Source organism: Nocardia sp. CDC159 (genome assembly GCF_023740735.1).
Lineage (GTDB): Bacteria > Actinomycetota > Actinomycetes > Mycobacteriales > Mycobacteriaceae > Nocardia > Nocardia pulmonis.
The window spans coordinates 210234-231163 of sequence record NZ_JAMRXH010000010.1 but is presented as its reverse complement, the minus strand read 5'-3'; the positions used below and the strand labels follow the sequence as shown (position 1 = coordinate 231163).

Annotated in this window: 18 protein-coding genes; all 18 read right to left on the bottom strand. The window is 69.6% G+C overall.

The window, feature by feature from the left end:
- Nucleotides 1-7 precede the first annotated feature (7 nt).
- From NDR87_RS22915 to NDR87_RS22830, 18 genes are read right to left on the bottom strand one after another with little or no spacing between them, the layout of a single operon-like run.
- Complete coding sequence (locus NDR87_RS22915; RefSeq protein ID WP_251914940.1) at nt 8-2158, bottom strand: hypothetical protein; 2151 nt, start codon at nt 2156-2158, stop codon at nt 8-10.
- On the bottom strand, nt 2155-5451 hold the full coding sequence (locus NDR87_RS22910; protein WP_251914941.1) for a putative baseplate assembly protein: 3297 nt from the start codon (nt 5449-5451) through the stop codon (nt 2155-2157). Before NDR87_RS22910 ends, NDR87_RS22915 begins: the two co-directional genes overlap by 4 nt.
- The gene (locus NDR87_RS22905) at nt 5448-8222 is read right to left on the bottom strand and encodes a putative baseplate assembly protein (RefSeq protein WP_251914942.1); all 2775 of its coding nucleotides are present in this window, start codon (nt 8220-8222) and stop codon (nt 5448-5450) included. The genes NDR87_RS22910 and NDR87_RS22905 overlap by 4 nt, the downstream gene beginning before the upstream one ends.
- Nucleotides 8219-8584: a GPW/gp25 family protein gene (locus NDR87_RS22900; RefSeq protein ID WP_286013950.1), complete on the bottom strand. Its 366-nt coding sequence runs from the start codon at nt 8582-8584 to the stop codon at nt 8219-8221. Before NDR87_RS22900 ends, NDR87_RS22905 begins: the two co-directional genes overlap by 4 nt.
- Nucleotides 8584-8922, bottom strand: coding sequence for a hypothetical protein (locus NDR87_RS22895; protein ID WP_251914944.1), 339 nt, complete (start codon nt 8920-8922; stop codon nt 8584-8586). The genes NDR87_RS22900 and NDR87_RS22895 overlap by 1 nt, the downstream gene beginning before the upstream one ends.
- 13 nt (nt 8923-8935) lie before the next feature.
- Nucleotides 8936-9454: a phage baseplate assembly protein V gene (locus NDR87_RS22890; RefSeq protein ID WP_251914945.1), complete on the bottom strand. Its 519-nt coding sequence runs from the start codon at nt 9452-9454 to the stop codon at nt 8936-8938.
- A complete protein-coding gene (locus tag NDR87_RS22885) occupies nt 9451-10572 on the bottom strand; it encodes a hypothetical protein (protein WP_251914946.1) in 1122 nt (373 codons plus the stop codon). Before NDR87_RS22885 ends, NDR87_RS22890 begins: the two co-directional genes overlap by 4 nt.
- Nucleotides 10565-10900, bottom strand: a complete 336-nt coding sequence (locus NDR87_RS22880) for a hypothetical protein (protein WP_251914947.1) — start codon at nt 10898-10900, stop codon at nt 10565-10567. Before NDR87_RS22880 ends, NDR87_RS22885 begins: the two co-directional genes overlap by 8 nt.
- Nucleotides 10901-10909: 9 nt before the next feature.
- Complete coding sequence (locus tag NDR87_RS22875; protein WP_251914948.1) at nt 10910-11542, bottom strand: hypothetical protein; 633 nt, start codon at nt 11540-11542, stop codon at nt 10910-10912.
- Nucleotides 11539-13389 (bottom strand): DUF4157 domain-containing protein, encoded by a 1851-nt coding sequence (locus NDR87_RS22870; protein WP_251914949.1) that lies wholly within the window; start codon nt 13387-13389, stop codon nt 11539-11541. The genes NDR87_RS22875 and NDR87_RS22870 overlap by 4 nt, the downstream gene beginning before the upstream one ends.
- Nucleotides 13386-13658, bottom strand: a complete 273-nt coding sequence (locus NDR87_RS22865) for a hypothetical protein (RefSeq protein WP_251914950.1) — start codon at nt 13656-13658, stop codon at nt 13386-13388. Before NDR87_RS22865 ends, NDR87_RS22870 begins: the two co-directional genes overlap by 4 nt.
- Nucleotides 13655-15844: an ATP-binding protein gene (locus tag NDR87_RS22860; RefSeq protein WP_251914951.1), complete on the bottom strand. Its 2190-nt coding sequence runs from the start codon at nt 15842-15844 to the stop codon at nt 13655-13657. Before NDR87_RS22860 ends, NDR87_RS22865 begins: the two co-directional genes overlap by 4 nt.
- Nucleotides 15844-17082 carry a DUF4255 domain-containing protein gene (locus tag NDR87_RS22855; RefSeq protein WP_251914952.1) on the bottom strand — a complete coding sequence of 413 codons (1239 nt, stop codon included), beginning with the start codon at nt 17080-17082 and terminating at the stop codon, nt 15844-15846. Before NDR87_RS22855 ends, NDR87_RS22860 begins: the two co-directional genes overlap by 1 nt.
- Entirely contained in the window at nt 17079-17738 is a 660-nt protein-coding gene (locus NDR87_RS22850; RefSeq protein WP_251914953.1) for a hypothetical protein, read from the bottom strand. The genes NDR87_RS22855 and NDR87_RS22850 overlap by 4 nt, the downstream gene beginning before the upstream one ends.
- Entirely contained in the window at nt 17735-18379 is a 645-nt protein-coding gene (locus NDR87_RS22845; RefSeq protein WP_251914954.1) for a hypothetical protein, read from the bottom strand. The genes NDR87_RS22850 and NDR87_RS22845 overlap by 4 nt, the downstream gene beginning before the upstream one ends.
- Nucleotides 18379-18906, bottom strand: a complete 528-nt coding sequence (locus NDR87_RS22840) for a phage tail protein (RefSeq protein WP_251914955.1) — start codon at nt 18904-18906, stop codon at nt 18379-18381. The genes NDR87_RS22845 and NDR87_RS22840 overlap by 1 nt, the downstream gene beginning before the upstream one ends.
- Before the next feature lie 22 nt (nt 18907-18928).
- Nucleotides 18929-20536 carry a phage tail sheath C-terminal domain-containing protein gene (locus NDR87_RS22835; RefSeq protein WP_251914956.1) on the bottom strand — a complete coding sequence of 536 codons (1608 nt, stop codon included), beginning with the start codon at nt 20534-20536 and terminating at the stop codon, nt 18929-18931.
- A complete protein-coding gene (locus NDR87_RS22830; protein ID WP_251914957.1) occupies nt 20527-20910 on the bottom strand; it encodes a hypothetical protein in 384 nt (127 codons plus the stop codon). Before NDR87_RS22830 ends, NDR87_RS22835 begins: the two co-directional genes overlap by 10 nt.
- Nucleotides 20911-20930: the final 20 nt, after the last annotated feature.

The window sequence follows — 20930 nt, the reverse complement described above, 5'->3', positions numbered from 1 at the left end:
TGGTCTCCTAGGTGACGATGAGGATGGCGGAATCGGTTCCGGCCGGGGTGTATTCGTCCAGCCGCAGGCGCAGGGTGTCGGTGCGCTGCGGTTGGAACAGGTCATGGAAGACGCCCATTTCCGAGCCGTCCTCCGCGCCGCGGCGGATCTCGTCGGGACACCGGATCGCGAGTTGGCCGTAGCCCGGAGTGCCGTAGCGGATGCTGGTGAACCGCGGAAAGACACGGTCGGGGTCACCGGAATGCGCTGGTTCGCAATGAAATCGCGCAGGCGTTCGGGAGCCCGGCGGGAGCCAGCAGAAGCGGAAGCAACCGACCTGCCGCCGCGCGATACACACCTCACCGGTGACGATCGAATTCTCGAACAGCAGCGCCGAATGCGCCCGCACCCGCCCGAGAATCGTACAGCGGCGAGCGCTCACCTCAGCGAAGGCGAACCCCTCCCCCGCGCCGATCAACGCGGCCAGACAATCGTCGGTGGCGTCGATGATGCTGTCGGACAGCCGGATTCGGTTCGGCTGGTGCCGTGCCTGATCCGCGTCCACGAGGATCATGCCGACGATACTGCGCTCGATCTGCACGCAGGCGGTGGTGTCGACGAGCTCGAGGCTGGGTTCCTCCCGATGTTGCGGACCGCAGCGCTCGTCGAGCGTCCAGCCGGGCACCAGGGTGGTATGTCGGATCGTGACGGTGCCGATGCGGCCCTGCACACGCACGCTGCGGCCGGTGACGAGCAGGCCGTCGAAGACCACCGTGGGCGGTGACTCGCATGTACCGGTCGGCCCGAGCACGCGCAGCGCGTCCGGGCGGTTGCTGTACCAATCCAGCATCCGGATCACCGGGCGCGCGCCCTGCGCCGCGCGCAGCGTGAGGTGATCACCGTCGTCCAGGCGAATCTCCAGCTGCTCCTGATACGCGCCGCTGTCGGACAATTCGATCACCGCCACCCGGGCGGCCGGATGCGCCCGCTTATCGGAGTGCCATTGCCGCAGCGCCTCGGTGATCTGTGCGAACCGCTCCCCCGGCCCCACCCGGTACAGCTGGTCGGCGACCCGCGGCCGGAGCGGCCGATGGTATTCGCCACCGCCGAGGTCGTCGGAGAAGCCGTAGTGATAGTCCACCCACGCCCCGGTATCGGGCGCATGCCGGGCGGGAAAGGCAATGCGGCCCAGTACTGGATCGATCGCGACCTGACCGGGTCGCGGACGATAGCGCCAGTCGGACAGATCCGCGGGCACGATCGCCGACAGCGGCACGGCGACCCGTTCGGTGGCCTCCGCATCGTCGACAGCGGTGTAGACGCACAGGCTCTTCCCCGGCCCGTAGTAGTCGGCCAGTCGTTCGGCGAATGCCTGCCGCCGGATGAAGGCGGGCACATTCGTCTCATCGGCGATATGGGTCGCAGCCGGTTCCCGCTCGGGCCTGGTGATGAGTGCGGTGTCGTTGCCGAGAATGCTGAAGGTGAACCGGGCGCGGGCGCGATCCTCGCAGTAGGCGGGTGCGCCGGTGATCGGGTAGGCGCGCAACCGCCAGACAAACAGGCCGATCTCGGGAATGTTGTAAAGGCCCTGCCCGCGAACGGAATCGACGCGCCGCATATCGACGGTGTGGGCCAGCGCATCGAACGGACCGTCCACCCGATCCAGTACGTCCACCCGGTGCACATCGGTCAGCGTGCCGCGACGCAGCCGCCGCGCATCGGCGCGAACGTCGCGCCCGTACAACCGGATCGCCTGGGTGACCCCGAGCAATCGGCGGAATTCCACCGCGCGGGCGGGCCATCCGGCCGCATCGGCCGCCAGCTCCTCCAGCAGCGCCAGGGTCCCCTTGCGCCGCCGATTGCCCACGGTGTGGGCGACATCGCGGCGAACGGCAATGGCGGCCAGCAGTTTTCGCGCTTCGTCGGTCGCCTCGGCCAGCGCCTCGGCCATGCCGGGACCCGGCCGGAACCCGACCAGCTCACCGAGATAGGGCAGGATCCAGTCCTGGCAGGTCTCCACGAACCAGTCCTCGCCCAGCCGCTCGATATCGCCCTCGAGCAGATCGGCCTGTTCGGTGACGACGCCCAGCAGCGCGCGCAGCGGTCCGCCCTGTTCGGCGTCGCGGGACTGGTAGACGCGGGGCAACAGCTCGAAGAGCCGATCGGGTGCTCTGGTCACGAGATCCTCCGCAGGGTCAGGGCCTCCGGCACGTCACCGGGAAGCACGGCGATCCGGGCGGGCCGAATGCCCCGGAACACGGTCAGCGCCCGGTCGCCGATCTCGATGTCGGCCAGGCCGGGATTGAGTTCGGCCAGCTCGCTCAGCGTCAGCCCGACCCGCAGCGCGAAGTCGGTGAGCGATTCGCCGTCGTTTACCGCCACGGTGACCTCCTGAAATTCGGCCGGACCCGCCGCGACGCGATGTTCGACGCCGGTCAGCCCGGCGGCCAGGTTCAGCAGCTCCAGCGGGGTGACGGTGTCGGGCACACCTTGGAAGACCTCGATGTCGACGTAGTCCACGCCCGGCACCGACTGCATGGCCGCGATCGCCCGGCTCAGGTGGGCCGGTTCACCGAGCCCGCTTGCGGCGAAGGAGAATTCGTTCAGCACCGCGGCCCGCACGGCCGGTTCGACCAGATCCCAGGAGTGGTCGGGCAGCACCGCGACACCCGCGCGCAGGATCAGCAGCACCAGCTCGCGCGCGTCCACCCGCACCGGAACGCCGATATCGCCGAACGCGCGCAGCGCCTGTTCCAGGCCGACGATCAGCCGCGCCGACGGATCGAGCGGGGCATCGCCGACGGCCGCGACCGTCACATGCACCACCTCGGCCTGCCCGTCGAACAGCTTGCGGGCCGCGGCCTTCGCGATACCGGCGCGGGCCCGGGTGAAGTCCTCGTAGTCGCGCACCGACACCAGCCGGTCCAGCGCGAACATCCGCAGCGGTATGGTGGCGCGCATGTCGTCCGGCCCGTCGCCGTCGGTTCCGCCCACGGCCGCGACGGGGTTGACGACCGCGTTCACACCGAGCGGGCGACTCGCCAGCTGAGCGATCTGCTCGGCCGCCACATTGCCGGAGCGTCCCGCGCCGACCCGGAAGGCCGCGGTGACATTCTCCACACCGGTCGCGGGGCGCGCGCCGCGCTCGCCGTCGCCGAATCGGACGGTCAGCGAGTTGTCCACGGCGACATCGGTAGCGTAGACCCGATCGGTGGCCGCGTGCATGGCCAGCGATTCCGTTGCGCGCCAACGCACTCCATTCACCGACACCGACAGGGTGTCGTCGAAGCCCGCCGGGTTGTCCGCGGGCAGCGCGGTGAGCGGGGTGGCCGGCGAGATCTGGCGGACCGGGAAGCGCTGCCCCGCCACGGTGGCATCGCCCGCGCCGAGGACCTCGCGCCGGGTCTCACCCTGATTCGCCTCGGCCACGTTGCCGTAGACGGTCACGGTGTCGCGGCGATAGCGGTAGGCGAGTTCGCCGGACAGTTCCAGGACCGTTCGCAGCGCCGAGCCGGGGCGATCCGGGTTCATTCGCTGCCGCACCCCGGCCAGCAGGGTCACCTCCGCCGCCCGGACACCGCTGGTGTGGGGCACATCGGTGCGCTCGCCCGCGACGACGAGCAGGCGGCCGGGTTGCAGGCCCGGATAGACCTGCGCCAGTTCGACTTCCGCGCCCGCGATGTCACCGGTGATCGGATCGCCCTGCGGTGTCAGCGTTTCGCCCTGTGCCCATACCGCCGTGCCTACCGCCGGACCCTGATGGCCCTGGCCCCAGGGCTCGCTGCCCGCCACGGTCAGCACCGTGCACGGAATCGACACCTTGGCCGCCGCATTGCCGGGGACGGACTCCTGGCGCACCCCCTGCACCACGTCGACGACGCGATGTGCCTCGGTCCGCACTGTCTCGCCCAGGACGCGGCTCTGGTCCACCAGCGTGACGACCACCCAGCTACCCGCCAGGATCTGGTCGTAGACCGTATCCAGCCACACCTCCCCGACGGGCCGCCCGCTCGGCCTCGCCGCCACCGTCGCCTTGGTGCGCAGCACCTGCAGCCCGGCCAATTCCGCTGGGGCCGTGAGCTGTTGATTGGTCCAGGCGTGATGCAGATTCGGGGCCAGTCGGCGATCCGCGGCGATCAACAACTTGGGATGCGCATCGGAATCGGGCCGGAACTGGTCGGCGGTCGCGGCGGCGGTGTCGCGCGGCCTGCGCGGCGGTCGCGACGGGTCGCGTCGCAGCCACGGCAGCACGGGGGTCAGGGCCGCCAGTGCCGCGCCCTCGTCACAGTCGCGATCCGCAGCGAAGCAGTCCGCGTCGCCGGGTGCCACCGCGCGACCGGCCACCCGGTCGCCCCCACATCCAGGGCACAGCGTCTCGTAGGCCATCCACCGGGTGGTGGCCAGTTCATCTGGCAACCGCCGCTCGGCCCGCCGCAGCAGTTCGGCCAGGGCCCGCCCGGCGTCGATCACCGGCTGCACGTGACCGATGCACCAGTCCACGACGGCACACGAGTCGCGCACCACCGCCAACGCTTTCGCCTCCGCGAGCCGATCGATCAGAGACAGCGGCAGCGCGCCGCCGTCCCATTCGGCCAGCGCGTCGTCCAGCGGCTTCAGATACCGTTCATCGATATCGGCCGCAGACCTCGCCATCGGCACCGCCTCGCGCGCCGCGGTCACGGCGGCGTGCAGTGCCGCGATGGCGGCCTCCCGGGCGTCGTCGGGCGATACCAGCGTCACCACCGTGCGATCGGCGGGGAAGTCGGGTTCGCTGCGCTGCACCACCCGCACCGCGGTGTCGGGCTTGCCGCCGAACAGGAACAGCAGGCGGTCACCGGCCTCGAGATGGGCCGTGGTGCCCGCGATGATCACGCTCGGTTTGGTGCGCACGTCGTCGGCGCGGCCACTGGCCGGATCCGCCGGCGCGTAGTAGGCGATATCCACCGGTCGGGTGCGCGCGGGCGTCAGGGTGTTCCATTCCGCGCGCGCCGACAGGTCCTCGACGGTCTCGAAGGTCTGGGGCAGCTCGTTCTGCTTCGCGATACTGCGCGCGCCGGAACCGGCCGGAATCACCGTCGCCGCACCGGGATCCAGCGTGAAAGCGAGGTAGGTGCTCGCGCCCAAGGCCGGGCGGGGGCGGTAGCCGACCAGGCGGCCCAGCCGGGCGAGCGAATACGGTTCGGTCGCGGTGCGCAGATAGCCCTCGTTCGCGATGCGTTCGGAATAGAAGGTCAGGACATCGCCGAGCACCGCGAAGCAGTCCAGCAGCGCGATCGCGGGATCGTCGGCCTCGCGCGTGGTCAACCGCGCCAGCTCCGGTCGGGTCGCCAGCCGGGCCAGCAGCGTCTCCCGGAAACTGCCGTAGGTCCCGACCCGATAGCTCAGGGCGGGCAGCCCCGGCCGGTTGTAGGACCCCGCCGGGGTGCGCGCCCGCACACCGACGCAGCAGTCGCAGTCACCCGCGCAACTCATCGCCCACCTACCAGATTCAGTCGCAGCCGACCGTGCTCCGGCCGCGTGGGATCGTTGTCGAGCCGGGCCACCTCGAGCGGCCCCAGCGGCAGCACCCCGGTGTCCAGCGCATTGCCCGACGGCCCGAAAAGCCGCTCCGCCGTGGTGAACTCGGCGCTGCGCACCCCCGGCACCGCGACCACGGCCGCGATGATCCGACTGAGCCGGACCGGCGTGCCGAAGCTCAGGCCCCCCGGATCGAAGATCCGGCCGAGTACGCGCAGCACGGCCGCGCGCACGTGGCCCGCGAGATGATCCGGGGCGACCTCGACGCACAGTCCCAGATCCAGTGCGACCGTGATCGCGCTCGCCACCGCGAGATCGTGGCCGATGCGCCGATACCGGTGCAGTGCCGCCCGCACCTCGTCGAGCAGCCAGTCCGGCGCCTCGGCCGCCCCGAACGGCAGCACACCGACCTGTGCCTCGTACCAGCTCCCGGTCCAGCGCAGATCGGCCGCCGCTGCCCGCACGCCGGGCACCGTCGCCGCCGCGGCGGCGTAATCGGCCGCGGTGACGGCGCGCAGCTGCCGCAGCCGGGCCTCGTGCGGGGCCTGCATGCGGACCTGGGCGACCGGCTCCGGGCCGGTGCCGCCGGTGGCGGCAATCGGGTTGCGCACCTTGGTGATTCCGTGGCCGTCCACATCGGTGAGTAGACGGTCGATCGCCTCGGCCCCGACATTGCCCGCGCGGCCGCTACCGACGCGATAGGTGATGGTCGTGGGTGGTTCGTCGCCGCGCGGCAGACGCTCGAGCGGTTCGAACACCGCCCCATTGCGGCCGTCGCCGAACCGCAGGCACAGATATCCGTCATCGTCGGTCTCGCCGACGAAATGCCGGTCGTCCGGATCGCTGTCGAGCAGATCGCGCCGTGGCGTCCACTCCTCACCCCACCGGTCGACCACGGTCACCGCGGGCAGCGCCGCCCGCGGGTCCACGCTGAGCGCCGCCGCCGCTGCGCCGTGAAACGCCGGATTGCCCGGGTCGATCGCCGCGCCCTCGGCCTCGCCCCACTGCTCGCGGATCTCCCACCCCTCGCTGTCCGCGGTCAGTAGATAACCTCCGCGCGCCCGGAACGTCAGGTGGTCCAGGCGAGCCAGCTTGCTGGCCAGCAGGTCGTCGAAACGAGCCAGCAGCAGTTTCAGCGCGGGTCCGGCCGCCTCGCCCAGGTGTACACGGCGCAGTGTCCGCGCACCGAATATTGTTGTCAGATAGGCGATATCGCCCTCGCCGAGCTCGTCGTGCATCGCCTTGTCCCGCAACGCCCGCAGCCGCACCCGCACGCGCTCCGGCAGCGCGTGCAGCCAGCGAGCCTGTTCGGCGGCCACCACCGCGGGCGCGGGAAACGGCGCGGCCTGGGTGACCGGCCGGTGCTCAAGCCGGGGCCGGAAGCGGATCGGCAGCGGCGGATAGTGCGGCCGGTGCGCGGGGTTGGTGACATCGGCGCAGCCGAAGCAGGGTGTGTCGGGACACCCGGGCTCGTCGGGCTCGGCGACGGGCACCTCGGGCCGTTCGGTCACCGTGGTGCCGCCGTGCTCGACCAGCACGACATTGCCCCGAGCCACCGCGACGGTCAGGTCGGTGCAGTGAGGGCCACCGATACTGTTGATACACAACGGGAAACGCAGCGCATCGTCGCGCGCCCAGCTCACCTCGAGCAGGGCCACGTCGTAGATCCGATCCATGGTCTCGGTCACCGAGGTCAGCCGAACGGCCTGGCGATGACCGCGATCCGCGTCGGCGGCAAGCCCCGTCTTCGGACCCACCAGCTCCTCGAAGATCAGCACATCCCCCGGTGCGAGCCGCAATCGCCGCCGCGGCCCGCCGTCCGCGCCGGACCGCCTGCCGTCGACCAGCGTGGCCGAGGTCGCACCCGTCGGCAGGCAGCATTCGTGATCGCCCCAGGTCCACAGCTCGATTCGGTTGTGCGCCCGGCGCAGCGACAGTTCCCGCGACCCGATCGGCCGATAGATCTGCGGGCCCGCGGCAAACCGCACATCGGCTGGGTTCAACCGCACATCGTGCGACACCTCGAGACACACCCAGGCCCGCGCCGCGCACCCGTCGTGCATCGTATAGTCGACCAGCCGGGCATGCCTGCGCACCGAAGCGCGCAGCCGGGCGGTGTCCAGATACGCCTCGGTGGCCGCGGCATCCTGGCGATAGCTGAGCCGATCCCCCTCGTGCGCAAGCAGTTCCACCAGTGCGACGCCGATATCGGGCACATGCCGCTCGGTCCACTCCGGCATGATCAGGCTCATCCGTTCCAGCAGCAGCTGCCGGAAACTCGCATAGTCCTTGGCCAGATAGTCGATCGCCACCGACGGCTCCGGTTCCGGCGGCCACTGGCACGCCGGGGCGCAATCGAGGTCGTCGCATCCGGTCACGAATCGGAATTCCGCACTGCTGTACCGGGAATCGAAGCCGTGCAACCCGACCACGCGCAGCCGATAGGTGGAGATGTCGCCGACCCGGTCCACACGTAGCCGCACACTCGCCACGACCTCCGGATCGTCGGACGGACCCGGCTCCACCCCCACCACGCGAATTCCGCTGACCTGCACACCGCCCTCGATACGGAAGTCGCGCGCCGTCGGCTCCTCGTCGAGCGGGGCGAAGAACAGCACCGTCAATTCGTGCCGATCCGTCCCCACGTCCACCGAGTCGATTCCGTTGTGCCCGTGCGCACGCACCGCCGCGCGGCGGCGTTGGTCCGAGCAAACCGGCCCGTTCATGCCGCACTCCCCTCGATGACGTCCGTGCGGCGCTGCCCGGTGGCCAGCAGCAGGTATTCGATCTCGATCCGCAAGGTGCACTCCTCGGCGGTGACCGACAACCGCTGTACGGCGATCACATCGCCGAGCCAGCGCATCAGCGCACCCTCGGCCGAGACCTGCACCGCCGCGGCCAATTCCGGGCTGTTCGGCTCGAACACCAGATCCAGCAGTCCGCAGCCGAAGTCGGGCCGATTCAGCCGCTCCCCCGGCCGGGTGAACAGCAGTTGCTCGATCATCTGCCGTACATGGTCGGCGTATTCCGCGTTGGCGGTGCCGCCGCGGCCGTCGATGGTGAGGGGAAAGGCGATATCCACGGCCATCACATCCCGGTGACCTGTAGCTGGACGGCCATGAGCACGGGCGGCCCGGGCGTGGCCGAGCCGAGGCAGGTGCCGTTGCCCGGCCCCGGCGGCGGATTCGATTGCAGCAGTAGCGGTTTGCCGCCGAGCAGCGTGGTGCCCACATTCAGCCACTGCACCTTGGTGCACGGCGACGACGACCCGGTCAGCGAACAGCCCGTCACCAGCAGCTGATCCGCGGCCGTCGCGACCGGTTTGCCCGCGATCAGCGCCAATGGCGGTCCGGCGGGCACGAAGTTCACCTTCCCGCCGTGCGGGCAGGTCATCAGGGTGCCGAAATCCACTACGAAACCAGGCATTGGTACTCCCCCTTCACGGAGCGATGTTGACGGTCTTGCCATTGATCAAGATCCCGGCGGCGGTGATCGTGATCGTCGCCCCGGCGGGCCCGGCCGAGAGCACGATGCCCACCTCGCTGATCTTGATCGAGGGTCCACCCGGCGCTTTGATCTGCAGCTGAATGCCACCGGTCGGACCTGGTGCGTCAGTAATGAGCAGGCTGTTCTGGAGCGAGGTCCCCATGACGACCTTGGGCACTCCGGGCGGCACGGCCGCGGCGATGGGTTTGATCTGGTCCAGATCGCTCGGCCAGAACCCGGTCCACTTGGCGCGGTCGATATCGCCGTCGGTGAACTGCACCACGACGCCGTCGTTGATCTTCGGTACGACCACCATGCCCGGGATCGCTGTCACCGGCTCGCACCAGATGCACGGATCGTCGCCGAGCACGTCGCGCACCCGCACCATGATTCGATTGCCGCCGGTGAGATCGACATTGTTCACCACCACCCCGCGGTAGAGGTGCGGGAATTTCTTGGCATCGGTTGTCATGGCAGCACCTTCGGGATCAGGGGACCGAAACCGTCGCGGGTGAGGGTGAAGCTCTGCTTGTACTCACCGCGTTTGATGTCGTGAGTGACGCTGGCGACGTAATACAGTCCGTCGTAGGTGATTCCGGCCCCGCGCACGCCGACCAGGCTGCGCGCCTTCAGCACGTGGCCGTAGCGCAGCACGTCGAGTTTGCCCTGCGCGGTCACCGCATCGGCGCCGCGCGCGGATTCGCCGAGCCCGCGCAGGGCGATATCCATGACGGGCCGATCGTCCACATCGGGTAGCGGCTGTTCGCGCAGCGCGATCGCCGGGCGCGGCGCCAGCGGCGGGCGCAGCAGCGAGATGTCCGGAATCGGCACGGCGATACCGAGTTTGGTGTTCGGCTCGGTGAAATGAATGGTGTATTGCGTGCGTGCCAGGCCGTCGAAACCGAACGACAGCGATTCGACATTGGTCGCGGTGCCGCTGTTCACGGTCAGGGCGGGCTGCACCATTCCGGCCCTGACCTCCGGGCCCCAGTACGCGGTGCTCACCCCTGGAACCGGTCCCGGGATGAGGAAGAACGAATATCCCGCCTCCGACGCCAGCGCCCGCACGTATTCCAGATCGGTGCCCGACTGGATGGGAATGCTCTGCAACGGATTGGGCACGCTCACGATCACCGGCGGCACGGCGGCCGGAATGATGCCGTAGCGCGCGTATTTCAGCAGGATGAGCATGACCCGCACGTTGAACGGCATGGCCGGATAGCACTCGTGCTCGTGACGCAGATCCATCAGCAGCGTAAGGTCCTCACCGGTGAGGGTCAGCGTGGACTGACCCGGGGTCTCGGCGGGCCCGAATTCGTGACGGGTGATCACACCATCGATCAGTACCTCCGGCAGCCCGCCGAGCAGCCCCACGATCACCACCCGCGCGGGCGGATCGAGCAGTCCGGTGGGCAGCAGGGTGTCGGCGATGAGCGAGTTCTTGCTCACCGCGAAGGTCAGCTGGAAACCGCTGCGCTGTCCCGCACTCGTGGTGACCTGCACCGACTGCAGCGCGTCGATGAGTGGCCGCGGCACCGGCCGCGGCACCACCGGCCCCATCAGCAGTTGCACCTGCAGGCTCTTAGCCATGGCCGGGACCCGCCTCGGCGATCAGGCCGCCCGCGGGCAGCTGCGACGGCAGCGTCACCCGCAGAATCCGGCCGGGGCGGGCGGTCAGCTCGTCCGGATCGTCGGCCCGGTTGCCGTCGGCGAGCCGCCACCACTGTTCGGCGTCGCCGAAGACCGCGAAGGCGATGTGATCCGATCGCCGCGCGGGACGCACGGTGTGCGAACCGATCTGGGCGAGATCCTCCGGCTGCGGCAGAATACGGCGGCGCACGTAGGTGATCGCCCGGCCGTCGGCGGTGTGCTGAACCGCTATTGGAATCCCCTGGTAGCGACTGGTTGCGGCGAACATGTCATACCCCTAGATCGAGGACACGCCGAGCGTGCCGAGTGCGGAATCGACCGGATGCGCGAAGCGCTCCTTCTGCGACTGATGGGCCAGGTACAGCAGCCCGCCCTTGTGCCGATAACCCAGATCGTCGACGGTCAGCACGCGCACCCCGATGCTCACCTTCGCGCGGATCGGCGCGAGCGCCTGATCGAACGCCTCCTCGGTGACGCTGAAATCGGCGATCCGCACCGGCACAACGCGTTTGGGCCCGAGCACGAGAACGGTCAGCGGCGCTTCGACCGGCGCGATCTCCAGGGTGCCCCGCCCGGCCTGGGCATCCTCCTCGCGCAGCTGCGCGACGTTCGGGTACATGCTCAGTTCCAGCGCCGCCAGCACCGGATGCAGGCCGTCCGGATGTTTGTCGGCGGCGTCGGCGGCGTCGAATTCGGCCTCGAACTTCATCGTTTCGTGCGGTGGGCCCTTCAACCGCAGCGCCTCCAGCCGATCCCCGGGCTCGCTGCCGATGCCCTGCGGCTGCAGTGTGCGGGTGAGGGTATCCGGATTGAATTGGAACGGAATGGTTTTCACCGGCTGCCCGGTATCCGGATCGACCAGGACGAATCCGCCGCGTACCGATTTCGCGCGTCCCGGAAAGCCGCTCATCGGTCTCTCCGTTCCAGATATGCCGCCGCGGCCCGCGCGAGCGGGGCGATCGCGGCGGTCCGGACGAGGACACGCGGCCACTCGTGCCGCCGCAGGGAATTCGCCAGCGGCGGCGACAGCCGGTAGTACGCCCGGACGAAAGCGCGTCCCGTGGCGTGGGTTCGCAGGACACGGTCCCGGAACGTGCGCAGTACCAGCACCTCCCGGGCCGATGGTGAGCCGTAGCAGGCCGTCGCGATGAAACACCCGCCGCCGGAGGCGCGCGGATCCTCCTTGCTCGCCATCCGCAGATCCGGATAGCCGAGCGAGAACGAGATCAGCCGCTCGGAGCTGCCGAGATACGCCTCGCGCGCCGCCGCGCCCCAACCCCGGGAGGCCTCGGTCACCGACACCGTCTCGATGCGGTTACCGCTGATCACCAGGCTCTTCAGATCCATGCCCATATAGGCGGTGCCGCCGCCCAGCTGGCCCGAGACATCGGTTTGATAGCGCACCAGCAGGGTGATGTTGACGAAGGTGGGGGTGCCCGCCGCCGCGAGGCGGTCGATGGTCGCCTGCTGGGCGGTGATCAGCTTGTCGATGCGGTCCTGATACTTGTCCAGATCGCGGGAAAACGCCTCGGCGTTCTTCTCGTCGAGAATGTCCTGCACGTAATGCTGCACGACCAGTTGCGCGATCACGTCGACGATCGCCCCGCCGACCGCGATGCCGACTCCCGCGCCGCCGCCCCCGGACCGGCCGCCGGTGCGCGGGGTTCCTTTCGGGGCCACCTTGGGCGCGGCCGGTTTCACCTCCGGTTCCTTGGGCGGGACAACAACTTTCGGGGCCGCCGGTTTCGCCTCCGGCGCCTTGGGCGCTACCTCGACCTTCGTGCCCGGTTTCGGCGCTTCGCCCACCTTTGTGCCCGCCTTCGGCGGCGGTGCGTCGAGGTCCCTGAATTCGACCCCCTGCCCGGCGAGCCGGGCGGTGACCCCGGTCGAACGGCCGCCGACACCGGTGACGATGAGCCGGACCGTCGTCGAAAGCTTCTGCCCGGCGGCCAGGGCCTTGCGCGCCGCGGCCAGTTCCGCGCGAATCTCGCCGATACGCGGAACATCGTCGAAATCCTTGGAGCCGATCCGGCTGATCAGCTTGTCGAGATTCTTGCCGAGGTTCTTGGTCAGCGCCGACGCGCTGGACACATTGCCCTCGCGGGCGAGGGACTTGTTGTCCAGGATGTGGATCTCGATCGCGCCCTTGGTCCGCACGGCCACGCCGTCGAACCCGGTGGCGGTGATGCCGTGGCCCTTCGCACCGCTGGGACCCTCGAGGAAGAACCAGCCGTCCTCGGCGCGGTAGCCAAGAAATCCCATGCCCTGTTCCCCGGCGTGCCCGCGGGCGTGCGCGGGCGGGATATTCGATCCGGTCGGTTGCCGCCGCACGATCGGCGCGGTGGTGAGCGTCTCGCCGTGCTCGGCGGGGTCGTCGCGATCGCCGACGCGCAGGTCGCCGAGATCCGCGCCGGAGAGCGGACGCTGCTGCGTGGTGTGCATCAGCTCGTGTTCCAACAGGCGCTCGGAATCGGATGCGCCGCTGTGGTATTCGCCGGGGGCGAAGACGATGTCCTTGCCCGCGGTGTAGGCGCGGGCATCGATCGCACGTGCGGAATCGCCCGCGCGGGCATCGGTATGTACGCGAATCGCGCTGAAGTCGCTACCGAATCGGCCTTGCATCCGTGCCCGCTCGTCGGGCTCGAGCGGGCGTCCCGGCCCGGCCAGCGCCTCGCCGACGGCATCCGGTGCCGCGTCGCGCGCGACGGGCGGGCGAACCGTCGGTTCGGGCTGGGGTTCCATATGCTGGGCCGTCATCGTGCGCCCCGTTCGCCGTCGAACAGTCCGGCGCACAGCGAGCGCGCGATGATCCCACCCCATGCGGCCGGATCGGCCGCGATTTCGTTCGCGTGCACGGTGATTCGGCGTCGCTCACCCGCCCGCCACGACGCGGCCGAGGTCGTGGCCAGCAGCCGGGTCAGTTCGGCGCACACGGCCTCTCGCACGGCGACGGCATCCGTCCTCGAACACCCGTGCCGCACCGCGGTATCCACCACGATCCGATCGATCCGCACCTCGATGGTCATGACTCGCTCACCTCGTCGATGACGAAGTCGCGGTCCCGGATCGGCAGCTCCAGCTTCTCGAATTCGGTGCGTGCCGCCGCGAGCGCCTCGCGCATGGTGATGTCGCCGCCGCGGGCCGCGGCCAGGAAGGCGGCGTTGACCGCGATATTGCGGGCCATGCCGCCGCTGACGGGCAGCCGCGCGAGCCGATCGAAGTCCAGTCCGGCCACGGGTGCGTCGGTGGGAAAGGAGCGCTCCCAGATGCCCTTTCGCTCCGCGATGCCGGGGAACGGGAAGTCCACGATGAATCGCAGCCGCCGCAGGAAGGCCGGATCGAGCGCACTGCGCAGATTGGTGGCCAGGATGGCCAGGCCGCGATAGGTCTCCATGCGCTGCAGCAGATAGTTGATCTGGATATTGGCGTAGCGATCGTGCGAATCCTTCACCTCGCTGCGGCGGCCGTAGTAGGAATCGGCCTCGTCGAAGAACAGCATCGCCCCGCCGCGTTCGGCGGCGTCGAAGACGCGGCGCAGCTTCTTCTCGGTCTCGCCGATGTACTTGTCGACGACCTCGGAGGGATCGATCCGGTACAGATCCAGTTTCAGTTGCGCCGCAAGCACTTCGGCCGCCATCGTCTTACCGGTGCCGCTCGGCCCGGCGAACAGCACGCTCACCCCGAGCCCACGGCTGATCCGGGCCCCGAATCCCCACTGCTGGTAGACGGTGGTCCGATGCGATACCTGATCGGTGATCCGGTGCAGCACCGCCAGCACCGCATCGGGCAGCACGATATCGTCCCACCCCACCCGCGGTTCCAGCCGCTGCGCCAGCGCGTCCATCCGCGGCCGGGTCCGCGCCCGGCAGGCCCGCCACGCCTGCTCCGCGCTACCCCCCGCCGTCCGCGCCACCTCGCGAATATCGCTGTCCTCCAGCGCGAACTGCGCCGACAGCGCATCGATCACACCCGCGTCGGCGCCCGGCGACAGAGCTTCGCGCCAGGCCACCGCCCGCTCATCGGCCGTCGGCGCGGCCACATCCAGCACCAGCGCCCGACGCCCCGCCTCCGACCAGCTCTCCCGACTGGCCAGCACACATCGCCCCCGCACCCGCGTCAGAAATCGCTCCACCGGCGGCCGATCCGCCCCACCCTCATCGACCTCCTGCGCGTCCAGATACAGCACCAGCGGCGCAAGCACCGCCTCCCGCTCCCACAGCCGCGCCAACTCATCGAGCTCCACCGGTGCGGCAGGCAACAGCGCGGCGGGCAGCCGATAGACGACGAGGCCCGAATGGGCGGCGGCCTGCGCGGTAACCAGTTGCTTGGCAGCCGGTTCCGCCCCGGCCAACTGGATGATCGGCGCGCTCGGGACGAACCCGCGCCACTCGCGAGCGCGGTCGTCGGCCACCCCGCGCTGCGAGGACGACAGCGAATCATCGGTCGATTCCACCTCGACCTGCTGACCGCTGAGCGTGTCCCCACGCGATTCGCGGGCGTTTGCCCCCGCAGACTGGACGCTCGGCCCGCCCGGGGTGTCCCCACGCCATTCCCGAGCGAGCTCCTCGGCGACTCGTTGCTGCGAGGGCGGTAGCGGACGCGCGGCCGGTTCCAGCTGGGTGACCAAGGGGGTGAGGCGAATGTCCAGATGGTCGAGCCCCTTGAGGTAGTTGAGGATTCGCTCGTCGACGCGTAGGCCCGCGGTGAGGATGCCCTCGCCGGGGCGTTGGGTGATATCGATGAGTCGCCACCGGCGCAGACCGGAGCACGGTGCGACCGCCTCCCACGCCGGATTCGGCAGGATCGCCAGGGCCAGGCCGAAGGTCGGGCAGCGCAGCTGCTCGTCGCCGTGGGCGCGGGCGCACAGCGGGCCCGCCGCCGGATCCAGTTCGACGGCCGCGCAGAGCAGCAGCGTGTCCCGCTCGAATCGCGACAGGCCGAGGCGACCGGCCAGCCGGACCAGGGCCGGGGGCGGCGAAATATCCGCCGCGGCGGTCACATCGGCGGCGGCCGTGGCGATCTGGGACTCGGTCACCCGGGCGGAGAACTCCTCCTCCCGGCGGCCGCCCGGCCAGCCCCGCCGAGGTGCGACCGCGATACCGGCGCGTTCATCGATGCGGCGGCGCAGCAGCAGCCGGATCCAGGCCAGCGAGGCCGCCAGGAAGCGGCCGTTGGCCGTTTCCCAGTCGTCGTGGTCGAGGATCGGGCTCATCACGTCACCGTCAGGGTCTGGGCCGGGTCGAAGCGCGGCTTGGGCTGCGAGCGATCGATCAGCAGACTGTCCACGCCCGCGATCCGCAGCCGCAGCGGGTGATCGCCCGGCTCGGCGCGGTCGATGACGAACGTCAGGGCGGTCCCGGTGATCGGGATGCCGGTGCCGGAGCGCTTTTCGGCCACCGCCCGGCCGCCGACGATGAGCGATGCCGGCTGACCCGACCGCACGGGCGGGTCGCAGGTGAGGCCGACCGTCGCCACCCCTGCCGGATCACGCGCCACGCTGATCGGCAGGGCGCTGGTGATCCGCGGCGCGACGCCCAGCGGTACCGCATTGGTCGTGGTCGAGACCTGTTGTCCGGCAACGGTATCGGTGAGCTCCAGCGCCACCGACCACAGTCCGGCGGGGATGCCCGCGGCGGGCAGGACGAATTCGACCGCGGTGGCCGCGATCTTCGACACCGGGACCGGTACGGGATCGGCCAGCAGCGGATGCACCAAGTGCACCGCCACGCTCGCGGCCGCGAGATTGGCGCCCCGCAGCACGACGATGTCACCGAGACGCGCCGCACTCTGGCCGTTCGGCGGCGACGCGAGCTCCAACTGCGGGAAGGGCGAGCTCACCTCGCCGCGCGCAATCGGTCCCTCGTCGGCGAGTCCACGCTTGATCACCGGCACCGGGGCGCGCGGCGCACGCCTGCTGTCGATGAGCACCACGCGCACCTCGAAGGCCGCCGACAACCGATACGGCGTCTGGAACGCCGACCACAGCGAGTAGATATCGCCCGCGGCCAGCGGCTGCCAGGTGATCCGGATCCGGTCCAGCTGCGCCGCGACATTGCTGAACGGGCCGGAATCGGTGAGGCTTCGGCGACTGAGCAGGCTCTGCTCGTGCACCGCGCGCACGGCCAAGCCGAGCAGACGATGCGCATCGGGATCCTTACCGCCCTGGATATATGGCGTGATCAGATAGTGCAGCACCAGCGGCAGCGGCGGATCCCCGGACTCGCCCGGCCGCAGCTCGAGCGGCTCCTCGTTGCGCAGCGCGGCGTCCACCTCGGTGCGGTAGAGGAACAGATTGCATTGCAGCGGTTCGATATCGGTGCGCACCTCGTGCGGCGGCTGGGCGATCACCTTCACCCCGCCGCCGAAGCCCAGCCCGGTGTCGTTGACGGCATCGTCGATGAGCTGCAGCAGCGTCCTGGTGACCGCCTCGATGGCGCGCGCGTCGCTCATGAGCGGACACCTCCGTCCCGCCCGCGCAGATAGTCGTCCAGGCTCAGGCGGGGCCGTTTCGGCGGGTCGGTCCGGCGGGTCGGCTCGGCGGCCGGGGCGGCAGCTCGGATCTCGACCCGGCCTATGCTTATCCGCACTTCGGGTTCGGGTGGGCGTCCGGCACGGGACGCGGTGGCTCGGCGGGACGGGGACGCGGGCGGGACCGCGGCGGGCTCGTACACCGGAACCGATTGCCTGTGAACGAGTTTGGTGTGCGCTACCACGCTCGTCGCGGACCTGTGCGCCGGCTCCGACGGCATCGGTGGCTCGACGACCGGTACCGTCACCGGCGGCTCGCCCGACCGCGACTGCGTCACGGGTTCGGGCGCGGCGACCGGCACAGCGGAGCTCGGCTGCCGCTCCGGAGGCAACGCACCCACCGTCGGCCGAGGCTCGCGCGCCTGGAGGATCCGGATCGGATGCGACTGTGCCGCTGGTGGGCAGATGGGTTCCGCCGCGCCGCCGCTGTTTTCGCCGTGCGCGGTATCGGTGACCGTGCCCAACACCAACGGCTCCCCGGCGCGCCGCCTCGCCAACGGCTCGAACAATGTGGGAATCATCGGCCGAATGGCCGCACCGGTCGCGCGGCCCAGCAGTCGATCGACGAAATCGGTCATGACGCCGCCATTTCCAGATAGCGCCGCCGCCGCGCCGGACCCACCGCCAACACCTCGGCCTCCGACCAGCCGTAGCAGCTCGCCAGCGCGTGCACCTCGTACAGCAGCCGCCGCGCATGCGCGTCCAGCTCCGCCCACAGATATGCGCTGATCTCGAAGGGAGCCGACCACTTGTATTCGCAGACCGCGCAATCGAGTTCGACCATCACATCGGCCTGCGGATCCAGCGCCGCCAGCTCGGCGACGACTACCGCCTCATCGGCTCGCCCGAAAACACACCGCGACAACAGCTCTCGGCGCGGATCGGCGGCTCCGGCCACCGCCAGCAGATCGGCGGAGGTGATCGCCCGGCAGAGCGCGCCTTCCGATTCGGCCGGTGCGCGCCGCAGCTGCGCGGCGGACAACGTCAATTCCAGCTCCACCGCACAACCGGGACAGCTCACCACACAGTCGAATTCGTCACCCAGCCACCGCTCGCGCAGCACATGCGTGAACTCGTCGCGCCGGCCCACGCTCAGCCGAGCGACGGTCCGCGCATCGGCCCCACCGGCGACCGCCAGCACCAGCGCCCGCCCGATCGGGCCCTGCCCGGCCGCCGATTCCCAGATCGACAGCAGCTCGACCTCGCTGACCCCGGACATCACATCACCGGATCGGTGAAGGAGACATCGGCGGGCTCGGGCAGATCCTCACGCACCCAACCCTCGTTCTCCAGCCGGATGTGCTGGATGGCAACGGCATTGGCGTTGGCATCCAGATCCGAAACCGGCTGCCACTCCGACACCCAGCAGTTGAAGACCTGATACGACAGCACCTTCTGACCGCCCTCGTTGAACACGTCCACGATCAGGTCCTGGCGAAAGTCCTTCAGCGAGGTCTCCAGCCCGCCCGCCGCATTGGTGAAACTCCAGACCCGGTTGGCCCACTGCTCGAACACCTTGTCGGTGGTGACGCCGCGCTCGAGCACGATCGGGTCGAATTCGGTGCGTCCGGGCAGTTTGGTGCTGGTGGCCGGATCGCCCCCCGCGCGATGCTTGATCACCTCGGTGGTCCGCTTGAATCCGGTCACCTTGCTCACTCCGAGCATGTACTCGCTACCGCCGCTGAACTTGACCCGGAACCGGAAGTTCTTGAACGGGTCGCGCCGCTTGGTTTTTGCCTCGCCCATGACTGAAAGTCCTTCCCTGCCTTCAGACCTGGATCTGACCGGCCAGCTGCTGAATGTGGATGATCACGAATTCCGCGGGCTTCAGCGGCGCGAAACCGATCAGGATATTGACGATTCCGCGATCGATGTCGTTCTGTGGATTGTTCGTGCTGTCGCACTTGACCAGATACGCCTGCTGCGGGGTGCGGCCCTGGAACGCGCCCTGGCGGAACAGGTTGTTCATGAACGCGCCGACATTGAGCCGGATCGAGGACCACAGCGGCTCGTCGTTCGGCTCGAACACCACCCACTGCGTGCCGCGGTACAGGCTCTCCTCGATGAACAGCGCCAGCCGCCGCACCGGCAGGTACTTCCACTGATCGGCCAGCCGGTCCGCCCCGCGCATGGTGCGCGCGCCCCAGGACACCGGGCCGACCACCGGAAAGGAACGAAGACAGTTGATACCCAACGGATTCAGGATGCCGTTCTGCAGATCGGTGATCTTCAGTGGCACGTCGTGGCCCAGCGCCGCGACGCCATTGAGCGAGGCCGCGGTGCCCGCGGGCGCCTTCCACACCCCGCGCTGCACGTCGGTGCGCGCCCAGATGCCCGCCACCACACCGCACGGCGGGAACTTCTCGACCGCGCCGCCGTGCAGCGGGTTGCCGACGCGCACGTTCGGGAAATAGATCGCCGCGTTCTTGGTGGAGTCGCCCTTCAGGTGATGGGCCCTGTTGGGATCGGCCGCATCGTTGACCGTCTTCCACTCGTCGGGCGGGTCGACGATCAACATCGCCCGCCGCTCGACGCACAGCTGCAGCGCGGCATCCTGGACGGTGTTCGCCCCCGCGGTGCCCTCGGCGACGCCGAGCAGCCCCGGCAGGCAGAGCATGTTGAAGATGTCGGTCTTGCGCAGTTGATACAGCCCGGTGGTCGAATTGTCCCCGACGTAGTCGGCCTGAGCCATCGCGGCGCTGTCGGTGCCGCTGCCCGCGGGTGGCTCGGAGTACCAGCCGCCGGGCGGATCCCCGACCTTGCCGTCGGCGAAGGGGTCGAGGCCCGCGGTCACGGCCGCGTGGGCGTTCGGGCGCGTGGTGGCGTCGCCATCGAGTACCACCAGCCGTGACCCGCTCAGCACATTGGCGAGGTAACGCGGATTCGACTGGTCGATGCTGACGTTGAGATAGGTCTCCTGCGCCCCGATGCCCGCGTCGCGGATGGTGAGGTTGTAGAGCTTGGTGTCCGAGGGATCCTTGGTGTCGTAGTCGACCCGGACCCGCAGCTTGTTGCCCCAGGATCCGCCGCTGGCCGCCTTCAGCTTCGGGCCGCCCCCGGCGGGTGGATTGCCAGCGGGTGCGGGCAGCAGCTGGATCGTGGCCGCGGCACTGGCACCGACGAGCCGGACGATCTCGGCCTCGCTGCCGCCGTTGAGGTAGAACTGGTACACCGCGTGGCTCATCGGGCTCTGCTCGTGCAGACCGCCGAAGGTCTGGGTGTAGTCGTCGAAGTTGGTGATGTGCACCGGATCGGCGGGACCGCGCGGCGCCCAGCCCACGAAGGCCGCGATCGAGGTCGGCACCCCGACGATGGTGCGGACCGCGCTGGGCAGTTCGTCGATGTACACACCGGGATAGGTCGGGCTCACTGGCATGGCGGGTTCTCCTCTGCTGACGCCGTGACGGCGTGGATCGTGTCGACGAGGGTGTCGATGGACGGCGCGCCGAGCGCGGTGCGCTGGGGCAGCAGCCGCCACACGGCACTGCCGCGGCCGTCGTCGATGATCGCTATGACCGGGAATCCGCCGGTGGCGCCGAACAATTCGGGTCTCCGGTCGAGCATCGCGTCGTCGTCGAGCTGCCAGACCACCACGTCGGGCGCGAGTCGACGCAACCGCTGCGGATCATGAGCCGGGGCGTCCTCGACGACGGTCACATCGGCGCGAGCGCGCAGGCCGCGACGGATCAGTCCGCCGATGATCCCGGAGCACGCGACCAGCGCGACCGTGGTCCCGGTCATGTCGTTCATCTGGGCCTCGTAACCGGCGT